We start from the raw sequence: 10,000 nt of genomic DNA on the forward strand, positions 1-10,000 counted from the left end.
TCACCTATGAGCAGCTCAAACCGGCTTTGCTGGGCTATCTGGAGGCGCATCCGGCAGGGGGTGAGCGCAACCGGCAGCACGCGGCCGACATCCGCCGCCTGATCGACGAGATTGGCGACACCTCGATTCACTCCGAACGCTGGACGGCGCACGCCGGTGAATTGCGTTATGCGGTCAATGAGTATCTGCGCGAAGAGGATCGAGCTTAACCTCCCAATCTACCCCCACAGCGCCGGTTCGGGCGGTTCCAGCATCGAACCGGTGACTTTCAGCCCGTGCTCGCGGTCTTTGGCCAGCAGCAGCGGCCCGTCGAGATCGACAAAGTCCGCCCCCTGCGCCACGATCATGGCCGGAGCCATGCTGAGCGAGGTGGCGACCATGCAGCCGACCATGATCATCAGCCCCTTATCCTTAGCCGCCTGTTTCAGGGCCAGAGCCTCGGTCAGGCCGCCCGTCTTGTCGAGTTTAATGTTCACCGCATCATAGAGGCGCGCGCAGCGCTCCAGTTCGGCGCGTGTGTGCAGGCTTTCGTCGGCGCACAGCGGCACAGGGCATTTATAGCCTTCCAGTGCGTTGTCTTCGCCCGCCTTCAGCGGCTGTTCGATCAGCACGACGCCGAGGCGTTGCAGTTCGGGGGCCAGCGCTTTCAGACTATCGAGCGTCAGACCTTCATTGGCATCGACGATCAGGCGTGTCTTGGGCGCATTGCGCCGCACGGCCTCCACGCGGGACAGATCGTCCGGCCCGCCGATCTTCAGCTTGAGCAGTGGGCGGCGGGCATTGGCGGCGGCCTGCGCCCCCATGGCTTCGGGCGTATCAAGGCTCAGCGTATAGGCGGTCTTAAGCGGACTGAAACTACGCAGACCCGCCGTCTTCCAGGCGGGGACACCCGACGCCTTGGCGCGCAAATCCCACAGGGCGCAATCGAGCGCATTGGCGGCAGCCCCCGTCAGGGCGGGCATTTGCCCCGCTTCGATGGCGGCGCGTGCGGCGTCAAGCGCGGCCAGCGCGCCTTCGACCGTTTCGCCATAGCGGGCATAGGGGACCGCTTCACCGTGGCCCCTGTACGTGCCGTCCGTCACCTCGACATAGATGACATGCGCCTCGGTCTTGGAGCCGCGGGCAATGGTGAAGCGCCCGGCAATGGGCCAGGCTTCGGAGCGACAGGTGACTTGCATCAGATCAGATCGCTGATGGCGGCGTCGAACAGCAGATAGGTGCGCCCCGTCGGGGTGGCCAGTATCTCGGTCAGGGCACCGCGCGGATCACGGGTGAGCAGGGCGATATTGAGCTGCCGGTCGTAGAAGGTGACAAATTCCTGCGCCTGATCGCGCAGATTGGCGTCGGTGGTCAGGCGGCGGCTGAGGCGGCGGATGGCCGCCGGCGCAATGCGACGCAGGACCAGACGCGCGCCTTCGTTATCGTCGGCGACGATGGCGGCGATGATTTCTTCGAGGCGCGAACGGTTGAGCAGGGCCTGCGCATCGACGCCCATCGAGGCGACTTCGGCAATCATCAGGTCATCGAGATTGTCCGGGCCGCCGGGCTCCACGGGGGCGGGGGCGGGCTCTGGCCGGGCAGGCGCGGCGCGCGGGCTGCTTTCGCGGCCATCCATGCCGTTCAGCAGGTCGCGCCACGACAGGCCGCTGGGGGTACGCGACGCCGACGGGGTGGCAGAGATCGGGCGCGGCGTATCGAGCGGCGCTTCCAGAGGGTCGAGCGCACGGCGTGAACGCTCAGGACGTTCGGGGCGCGCGGGCGTGCGCGGCTCGGGCGTCGCGGCGCGCGAGCTTGCGCTGTCGCGCGGGCGCTCAAAGCGCTCGACATAGGGGTTGGGGGCGGGCGGTGCGGTGGGCAGGGGCTGGGACGAAATGACCCCCATCAGGCGCACGGCTTCGGTCAGCATGTCGTAATTGCGCTTGACCCGCTCCTGAAACGCCTGATCGACGCTTTCGGTTTCCAGCGCCGCCTTGCGCGCCGCCTCGGTCATGGCCAGCAGGCCGTCTTCGACCGCGCGGCGGATTTCCTCGAGCCGCGACTTGGCCTGTAGCGGCAGTTCGTCGGCACGCGCAGTGAGGTCGCTCAGCGCCATCTCCACCTGCTTGATGCCATCACGCGCGTGACCAAAGGCGTTGTCGAGGCGGTCCGCGGCGGTCAGGCCGGCTTCGTCGATCAGGGTGGCGGAATCCTCAATCAGGCGACGCGCCGAATTGAAGCGCGCATCGAACGCCTCATCGGCCTTCTTGCCCGCTTCAAACAAGGATTCGTTGAGGCGATCAACGCGCACCTGCGCCGTCTGGGCGGCATCGGCGGCCGCGCGGCGGGCGTCTTCGGCGGCGATATTCAGCTGCTCCAGCGCGCGGCGGGTCTCGTTGATCAGTTCATCGCGCGCATCGGCGGCCATGACCGAGATGTTGGACAGGGTCGAATGGATACGCGTTTCAAAGGCCGTGCGCTCGTTTTCGGCGCCATTGAGCACCTGACGGAACTGTTCCTGCGCGTGCAGCACCAGATCGCGCAGAATATCGACGCCGCGCGACGAGCTTTCGCCCAGTTCGATGGTGGCGTTGCGCGTCACGCTGAGCGCTTCGGACAGTTGCGCGCGCTGGTTTTCCAGATGGACGGCGAAGTCTTCCTGATCGGCGCGCAGCGACAGGGCGGCGGAGACCAGCCCGGCGCGCTGCTGCCCCAGGCCTTCCTCGACGCTGCGTATCTGATCGGCGACGCCGGCCCCGGCGGTTTCCAGACGCAGGGTCTGACGATCCAGGTCTTCGGCGACGGTGCGCGCTGTATTGTGCGTATCGGCGGCCACGGTGGCAAGGTCAGCCGCGCGCGCCGCCAGTGCGGCCTCGGCTTCGCGCAACTGCGTCTGCGCCAGATCCGAGGCGTCGGCGACCATGCGCGCCTGACGGTCCACGGCGTCGATAACGCCGCGCGCCTGTTCATCGAGTTGCACGCCCATATCCATCGCCGCCTGCCGCTCAAGCGACAGGGCCCCGGTGATGGTCTGCGTCGATTGGCGCGCCTGTTCGGCGGCGGCCAGCATGGATTCGGTTTCGACCTTCATGCGCAGGCTGAGTTCATTGAGGTCGTTGTGCGCCACGCGCACGGCGCGCACCGCCTGTTCGACCTGCTGACGCAGCGATTCGACCAGAGCGGTCGTCTGGGTGGCGGCAATGGCGGCGGGGGCAACCATGGCGTCGGCCAGCGCCGCCGTGCGGCGGGCTTCGCGCGACAGGGCGGCGGCATGGCGCAGCGCAAAGGCCGTGGCGACGATCAGACCGATGGGGAACAGGGCCAGCGCCCCCAGAATCACCACACGGAACGGCTGAAGCGTAAAAGCGGCGATCTGGGTTTCGGCCCCCAGAATAAAGGCCGTCAGGCACAGGGCCCAGCCCAGGCTGATCACCGTCACCCCGCCCCAGAAGGGCACGGGTGAACCGCCCGACAGCTTCATGATGCCGTCGGGCTTGACTTCCACGGGGCTGACCGGCGCGGTGGCGGGCTCGGCCTTGCGGTGCGAGGTGAGGGCGGACGGCGCCTCAGTGTGGGTCGGCGGCGGCACGGGGGCGTGCAGCGGAGCCTCAACCGTTTCGGCGGGCGGCGGGGCCGGTTGCGGCTCTGAGACGGCGTGGGAATCCAGCGGCCGGTCGAGCAGGTCGTCCACCGGCGCGGGCTCGACCTCAAGCGGGGCCTCCGCGGTTTCGGGCACGACGTCGTGCGTCGCTTCGCTGTCTGCGCGGGCATCGCTCAGGTGCGCGGCCGACGGGATGTCGAGATCGTCCGTATCTGCGCTCAGGTTCGCCGTCTCGACATTCATTGCCTCTGGCATTGCCTCTGGGGCCGTATCTTCGGCGGGCGTATCGTCCTCAAACAGCGGGCGCAGTCTGGATTTGCGCCCCCGCGTCTCGGAAGACGAGAGGTTCAGAGGGGGACGAATGCGAGATTTCATAGAATACTGTCCTGCGCCAGGGTCTTTACCACCGGAAAGCCGGGTTCTCCCGTGAGGCGAACGCTAGCCGCAGATCATTGATAACGCAAATGGTTTAGCGGGGTAGAGGCGAGGATGTTTACCATAGGCTGCCACCCGTCCGGTCCGGCGGCGACGCCCCTGTCGGCCTATTGGGCGACGATGGTGCGAATCTGACCCGTCGCGGGGACCCCATGCGAGTCCGGGCAGGGACCGCTCAGCGCGTCTTCCTGTGCCTGACGCGACGCTTTGGCGGCCTTTGCCGCCTTGATCACCCACCTGGCATCTTCACCGCGCACGGCGATTTCCAGTGCGCCTGCCCGCAGGCTCTTTTCCACTTCACGGGCGATATTGGCCTGATCCTCGGCGCTCAGTTCAGCAACGTGCAGTCTCAGGGCCGGAACCGCTGGCAGAGGCGGCAGGGCCAGGGCGGGCGGAGCCGGGGGCGCGGGGGCCGCCACCGGCGGCAGCGCGGTTTGCGCTTCGGAGCGCACGGCCTTCACCCGCATGACGGGCGCACTCACCGCTGCCGCATCGCGTTTGGCCTCAGACTTTACGGGTTCGCTTTTGACGGCCACGGCCCGAGGGGCGGCCTCCTGCGCCGGGGCCGGCTGGCTGAGCGGGGTGGTTTCGCTTACGGGAGTGACCGGTGCGCTCGGCGTGGCCGCCGGCACGGCTTGTTTCTGGGTGACGGGCGCAGGTTTCGGCTGTTCCGGCGCCGCACCGGCACCGAAATGCAGGAAGGCCGCGGAAACAAGGGCCGCAATAAAGCCGATGATGATGTCAAACAGCGCCGACATGTGAGATGCGCGTCCAGAAAATCCCCACCGGTCTGCCCCGGCCAGCCTTACGCCACTTTGAAATCGAGAGTCTGAGGTCAGGCAAAGCCCATGCCTCGTGCCTTAAATCATCACAAATATGCCGCAAATCGTTGACGACTGCAACTAAAAGGTTCTGAGGCAAGGCTTACCACTGAACGCGTGGCCGACCTTCTCCTATGGTGCCTCATTTGCTGGAAATTATGGCGATTGTTTGCCCTGTGGGTTATGGTAAAGACGCTGTCAGGGACGTGCAGCGAAAATATCACAGATTGCAGAAATGGGGGCGAACATGCGCTTACGTAAGCCAGGTTTGATCGTGGCCGGTATAGCTTTGGGGGCCATTGTGTATCCGGCCGTGGCGCAGGCGCAGATGACGCCGCGTCTGGTGGAGCCGGCGCGAATCGGCACGGTGCATGAGGTTTTGGGCGCGGCCCGCTATGTGGCGACGCCAAAGGCCAACTGCCCCGAAGCCTCGCGGTCTTTCGACAATGGCCCCTGTTTTGACGGCGTGGCGGCGACGCTCAAGGCCTCCGGACTTACTCAGGCGCGGGTGCTGGGTGTGCGCTATGCGGCAGCCGCGGGCGAAGCCGTGCGCGGCGATTATGGCCGCGATTACAGCCTGTTCGACCTGACCCTGACGCCCGAAGGCCTGCGCTGGCGCGAAGCCGACCTGCCGACCTCGGACGTTTTTGTGCCGCGCGACTGCTATGCCCTGCGCGGCGAAGGTGTGTTCTACACGGTCGAAACCCGTGGCGGGCAGACGGTGGCGCAGGAGCGTCAGACCGTGGTCTGTGGCGGCGGTCCGCGTCAGCCGAACGGCCCCTGGCGCGTCGATGGCCCATCCATTCCGGTTGATCCGCCCGTGGCCGGAGCGCCGGTACGCGCCAGCCGCGACGCCTGGCCGCGCACGGAAACCCTGCGCGCACAAGGTGACTGGCGCTATCTGGCGCAGCCGGACCCGGCCTGCGCCGAAAGCGATGTGGTGCGCAAAACCTACTGCGCGCAGACGGGTATCGCCTATCTGCAAGCCCATGCGGAGGAAAAGGAACTGGACCTCATTGCCTCGAAATACGCGGTGCGCGCCGGTGATGTGCTGAAGGACGAGGCGGTCGAACAACTGGTGCTCAAGCGCGCCAGCAAGGGGTTCAAGGCCGACAAGCGCTGGTTCGAGCGCAGCAAGCTGACCATCCCGTCGGGCTGTTCGGCGACTCAGGCCACTGTCTTCCGTGTGCACGACCGCGACGGTGCCCTGTTTGTCGCCGAAGAGGCCTTGAGCGACTGCGGCGCGCCACCTGCGCCGACGCCGCGCGACATTTTCGAAGCCTATGGCGAGGCGCGTCCGGTGGCCATGGCGCGCAGTTCGTGCCCGGACACGGCGCAGCTTCTGCCCGGTATCTGCTTCGAAGAGGTCATCGGCTATATGCGCGCCTTCGACCACAAGGCGCTGGACGTGGTGGTGCTGAAGCGTCAGGTGCGCGACGGTGAGCGCGTCTGGCAGGATTACGACACGGCCAAGGTGCGCTTTGCCGATGGCAAGTATTCCGCCGAGCGTAAGGGGCAGCAGGTGCTGGGCTATGTCAGCATGAGCCGCTGCGAAGATATGTCCGACCGCCCGGCCGAAGGTCGTGGCTATCGCATCGAATGGCGCGGCCGCTCGCTGATGGCCGTGCCCTATGAGTGGAAGGCCTGTCCGATCTATTAATCCCCGCCGCCGCCGCCGCCGCCGTCCCCGCCGCCATCACTGCTTGATGAGTCGGCAGAGCCGTTGTCGCTGGACGAATCGTGTGTGCCCTTGCCGGAAGACGGAGCGGAGGACGTGTCCGTCGCCGGGACAAAGCCGCCATCGGAGTCTGATCGGCGGGTCGTAGCGGATGTTGCGGGGTGAGCCGACGGCACCAAGGCCAGAGCGATTAGTCCACCGAACACCAGCCCGTTGGCCCCGATCAGGGCCAGGGTGCTGAGCTGACTTGGTATGGGCAGAAGACCTGCGACCGGTGAGGCAAACAGGGCATAGACGGGCGTGACGACAAGCAGGGCCTGCCATAGCCAACCTTCGGGCTTACCGGCATCGCGCAAACGGGCGCGGGCGGCAAAGATCACCCCTGCTGCCATCAACAAGGCCTGAACCCAGCCTAGCCACGCGGCGTCGATGTCGGTGAAACGGCGCGCTATATCCGGCGCACTGACCAGCGCGACAAGGACAAACAGGAACAGGACAAAGGCGGGGCGACGCATGGGCAGGCTCGGATCGGCGTTATCCTTCCCGTTCTAACACCAAGCGGGCACTTGTCGAATCCGAAAACGCGGAAAGGACTTACCGCCCTGCGTGGCGCTCGCGCAGGATGTCCAGCACGGCCTCCAGCGTTGTGTCGCGCGCCATCAGCAGCACCGACAGGTGATAGAGCAGGTCGGCAGCCTCGTTATGCAGTTCGTCGAGGTCGCCGCAGCGCCCGGCCAGAGCGGTTTCAAGCCCTTCTTCGCCGACCTTCTGCGCGATCTTGGCGACGCCCTTCTGCATCAGGCGGGCGGTGTAGCTGTCGGCCGGCGGAGCCTTGGCGCGGTCCTTCACCACGGCGGCCAGATGGCCCATAAAGCCGATGCCGGGCGCGGTGTCGTGTCCAAAGCACGAGGTGGTTTTGGTGTGACAGGTCGGCCCGACGGGACGGGCCAACACCAGCAGGGCATCTTCGTCGCAATCGGTGGTCACGCTGACCAGATTGAGGAAATCGCCCGACGTCTCCCCCTTGCGCCAGCGGCCATTTTTTGACCGCGAGAAGAAGGTCACCTGACGATCGGTCAGGGTCTCGCTCAGGGCGGCGCGGTCCATATAACCCAGCATCAGCACCTGAAGCGTGTCAGCGTCCTGCACGATGGCGGGGATCAGGCCGTCGCCCTTGGTGAAATCGAGCGCGTCGATATCGGCCAGCGTCAGGGGATTGGGGAGTTTGTGGGCTTCGGGCATATTATTTCCTCGTGAACAAAGTCTCTCGGCTGTGCCTCGATACTTTTTCACGTTTTATCAGATTGAGAAAAAATCTCTTGGGGCGGCCCTGCGAGATTTTTTCGCTCTATTTCCGCCCAATCTGCGATTGGACGGGCGCGAACTATATCCTAACCGCGATTCCCGCCTTTTGCAGGTCGCGTTTGAGGTCAGGGATATGGATGATCTTTTTGTGGAAGACGCTGGCGGCCAGAGCGCCCGACACGTCGGCCTGATCGAAGACCTCGGTAAAGTGTTCCGGTGCGCCGGCCCCGCCGGAGGCCACCAGCGGAATGTCGATCAGGTCGCGCACCAGCCTGAGTTGCCGAATATCGTACCCCTTGCGCACGCCGTCCTGATTCATGCAGTTGAGCACGATTTCACCCGCCCCGCGTTCGGCCGCCTCGACCACCCAGTCGAGCGTGCGACGACCCGCGGCGCGGATCTTGTCCGGATCGCCGGAATACTGATGAACGTAATAATCGCTATTTAAAGGCGGTTGCCCCTCTGTATCCGAAAACCGGTTCCCACTTTTCGGGAGGGGCAGCGCGAGCTCGCGCGAATCGATGCCCACCACCACGCACTGCGACCCGGCCATTTCGGCCAGTTCGTTGATCAGGTCCGGGCGTTCCAGCGCAGGCGAATTGATCGACACCTTGTCGGCCCCGGAATTGAGGCACTTCACGGCTTGCTCCGCCGAACGGATGCCGCCCGCCACGCAGAAGGGGATGTCGAGCGCGCGGGCAATGTCGCGCACCCAGTTGTAATCCACCGTGCGCCCTTCGGCAGAGGCGGTGATGTCATACAGCACCAGTTCATCGGCGCCTTCGTCGCGGTAGCGCAGCGCCATATCGACGGCGTCGCCCAGCACTTCGTGGCCAACAAACTGCACGCCCTTGACGACCTTGCCGTCCTTGACGTCGAGACAGGGGATGATGCGTCTGGCTAACATATGAGGGCTTTCCCAAAAGTGTGAAGCGGTTTTGGGCTAAAAAGCCCGACTAAAAAACTATCCCACGTTCAGCGCGGCCTTCAAATCAATCAGGCCCTCATAGATGGCCTTACCCACAATGGCGCCGTGTACGCCCAGCGCCTTGAGATCATAGAGGTCTTCGACCGAGCGCACGCCGCCTGACGCCTGAATGTCGAGGTCCGGGCGTTTTTGTCTCAGGGCGCGCATCAGGTCCATATTCGGCCCCATCAGCATGCCGTCGCGCGACACGTCGGTGACGAGGATGCGCTGCGCGACGCCGACCGGATATTCGTCGAGCACCTTCCACAGCGAAATCCCCGACCCTTCGGTCCAGCCGTGCAGGGCGGCGTCGAAATCACCGTCCCTGGTGGGTAAAACGTCCAGCGCCAGCGTGATGCGTTCCTTGCCGAAGTCGCGCAGCCAGCCACGCACCTCCCTGGGGTCTTTCACAGCGGCAGAGCCGACCACGACGGCGGAGACGCCCTGATCGAGCAGGGTCTGCACATGGGCGCGCGATCGCACCCCGCCGCCGGTCTGGATCTTGGCGCGCGAGGCCTGCGCCAGCCGCCCGATCAGTTCGTGCTGCTGCGGTGAGCCGGCGCGCGCCCCGTCGAGATCGACGATATGTACCCATTCCGCGAACTCTTCATTGAACAGGGCCAGACGCTTGAACGGGTCGGAGTCGTATCTGGTGACGGCATCAAACCGCCCTTGCGCGAGGCGGACACATTCACCGTTGATCAGGTCGATAGCGGGGTAGAGGATCATGCCGTAACTCCGGCGCAGCGTAAAAAGGAAGAACCCCCACCACCGCATCTCAGGGCTGCGCCCTTCGTGCGGTGTTTCATACCTCCCCACCCCGGGGTGGGGCGGGGGACCATTTGCGCAGCAAATGGGGGTGGGGGCGGGGTGGGTGTTGCAGGTATCAAAGTGTCAGAAAGTTTTCGAGTATCTTCGCGCCGGCGACCGAGGAGCGTTCGGGGTGGAACTGGCAGCCCCAGACATTCCCCTTACGCACCATGGCCGCGAACGGCGCGCCATAGGTCGATTGCGCCAGCGTATGGTCGGTGACCGGACAGACGAAACTATGTACGAAATAGGCGTAGTCACCTGCATTCAGGCCCGCCGTCAGCGGGTCTTCGCGCACAGCCTGCAACTGGTTCCAGCCCATGTGTGGAACCACCAGCGGCTTGGGGGCGTCCATCTTCACGACCCGGCCCGGAATGAGGCCCAGACAGGCGACGTCGCCCTCTTCG

The 10,000-nt window shown here is 65.1% G+C and carries 10 protein-coding genes; 2 read left to right on the forward strand and 8 right to left on the reverse strand.

Annotation, left to right across the window (positions count from 1 at the left end; genetic code table 11):
• On the forward strand, window positions 1-209 hold a 209-nt coding region (locus tag LDL37_RS07500), incomplete at its 5' end, for a hypothetical protein (RefSeq protein WP_290796185.1).
• 9 nt (window positions 210-218) lie between these two features.
• Here the strand turns inward: LDL37_RS07500 and dgcA are convergent.
• From dgcA to LDL37_RS07515, 3 genes are all read right to left on the reverse strand, one after another.
• The gene (gene dgcA / locus LDL37_RS07505; RefSeq protein WP_290796187.1) at window positions 219-1,178 is read right to left on the reverse strand and encodes an N-acetyl-D-Glu racemase DgcA; all 960 of its coding nucleotides are present in this window, start codon (window positions 1,176-1,178) and stop codon (window positions 219-221) included.
• A complete protein-coding gene (locus tag LDL37_RS07510) occupies window positions 1,178-3,952 on the reverse strand; it encodes a tipN (RefSeq protein WP_290796189.1) in 2,775 nt (924 codons plus the stop codon). The genes dgcA and LDL37_RS07510 overlap by 1 nt, the downstream gene beginning before the upstream one ends.
• A 167-nt stretch (window positions 3,953-4,119) precedes the next feature.
• Window positions 4,120-4,770 (reverse strand): hypothetical protein, encoded by a 651-nt coding sequence (locus LDL37_RS07515; protein ID WP_290796191.1) that lies wholly within the window; start codon window positions 4,768-4,770, stop codon window positions 4,120-4,122.
• A 310-nt stretch (window positions 4,771-5,080) separates the two neighbouring features.
• Here LDL37_RS07515 and LDL37_RS07520 point away from each other — a divergent pair, with 310 nt between their 5' ends.
• Window positions 5,081-6,493 (forward strand): hypothetical protein, encoded by a 1,413-nt coding sequence (locus LDL37_RS07520; protein WP_290796193.1) that lies wholly within the window; start codon window positions 5,081-5,083, stop codon window positions 6,491-6,493.
• Here LDL37_RS07520 and LDL37_RS07525 read toward each other — a convergent pair.
• The 5 genes from LDL37_RS07525 to hisH all read right to left on the reverse strand — a co-directional run.
• Window positions 6,490-7,026 (reverse strand): hypothetical protein, encoded by a 537-nt coding sequence (locus tag LDL37_RS07525; protein WP_290796194.1) that lies wholly within the window; start codon window positions 7,024-7,026, stop codon window positions 6,490-6,492. The two genes, LDL37_RS07520 and LDL37_RS07525, sit on opposite strands and share 4 nt — an antisense overlap.
• A 79-nt stretch (window positions 7,027-7,105) precedes the next feature.
• Window positions 7,106-7,753, reverse strand: coding sequence for a bifunctional phosphoribosyl-AMP cyclohydrolase/phosphoribosyl-ATP diphosphatase HisIE (gene hisIE / locus LDL37_RS07530; protein ID WP_290796196.1), 648 nt, complete (start codon window positions 7,751-7,753; stop codon window positions 7,106-7,108).
• Window positions 7,754-7,895: 142 nt separating this feature from the next.
• Window positions 7,896-8,723 carry an imidazole glycerol phosphate synthase subunit HisF gene (gene hisF, locus LDL37_RS07535; RefSeq protein WP_290796197.1) on the reverse strand — a complete coding sequence of 276 codons (828 nt, stop codon included), beginning with the start codon at window positions 8,721-8,723 and terminating at the stop codon, window positions 7,896-7,898.
• A gap of 57 nt (window positions 8,724-8,780) precedes the next feature.
• On the reverse strand, window positions 8,781-9,512 hold the full coding sequence (hisA, locus tag LDL37_RS07540; protein ID WP_290796198.1) for a 1-(5-phosphoribosyl)-5-[(5-phosphoribosylamino)methylideneamino]imidazole-4-carboxamide isomerase: 732 nt from the start codon (window positions 9,510-9,512) through the stop codon (window positions 8,781-8,783).
• A gap of 157 nt (window positions 9,513-9,669) precedes the next feature.
• Window positions 9,670-10,000 (reverse strand): imidazole glycerol phosphate synthase subunit HisH (gene hisH / locus LDL37_RS07545; RefSeq protein WP_290796199.1); only part of this gene is annotated, 331 nt, incomplete at its 5' end.

Origin of the sequence: Asticcacaulis sp., from assembly GCF_020217185.1 — a bacterium.
In the GTDB taxonomy this organism is placed as follows: domain Bacteria; phylum Pseudomonadota; class Alphaproteobacteria; order Caulobacterales; family Caulobacteraceae; genus Asticcacaulis.

What these genes read in the sequence shown, in the direction of transcription:
- LDL37_RS07525 (WP_290796194.1), bottom strand. Translation starts at nt 7,026, where the DNA reads ATGCGTCGCCCCGCCTTTGTCCTGTTCCTGTTTGTCCTTGTCGCGCTG.
- hisF (WP_290796197.1), bottom strand. Translation starts at nt 8,723, where the DNA reads ATGTTAGCCAGACGCATCATCCCCTGTCTCGACGTCAAGGACGGCAAG.
- LDL37_RS07515 (WP_290796191.1), bottom strand. Translation starts at nt 4,770, where the DNA reads ATGTCGGCGCTGTTTGACATCATCATCGGCTTTATTGCGGCCCTTGTT.
- LDL37_RS07520 (WP_290796193.1), top strand. Translation starts at nt 5,081, where the DNA reads ATGCGCTTACGTAAGCCAGGTTTGATCGTGGCCGGTATAGCTTTGGGG.
- hisA (WP_290796198.1), bottom strand. Translation starts at nt 9,512, where the DNA reads ATGATCCTCTACCCCGCTATCGACCTGATCAACGGTGAATGTGTCCGC.
- hisIE (WP_290796196.1), bottom strand. Translation starts at nt 7,753, where the DNA reads ATGCCCGAAGCCCACAAACTCCCCAATCCCCTGACGCTGGCCGATATC.
- dgcA (WP_290796187.1), bottom strand. Translation starts at nt 1,178, where the DNA reads ATGCAAGTCACCTGTCGCTCCGAAGCCTGGCCCATTGCCGGGCGCTTC.
- LDL37_RS07510 (WP_290796189.1), bottom strand. Translation starts at nt 3,952, where the DNA reads ATGAAATCTCGCATTCGTCCCCCTCTGAACCTCTCGTCTTCCGAGACG.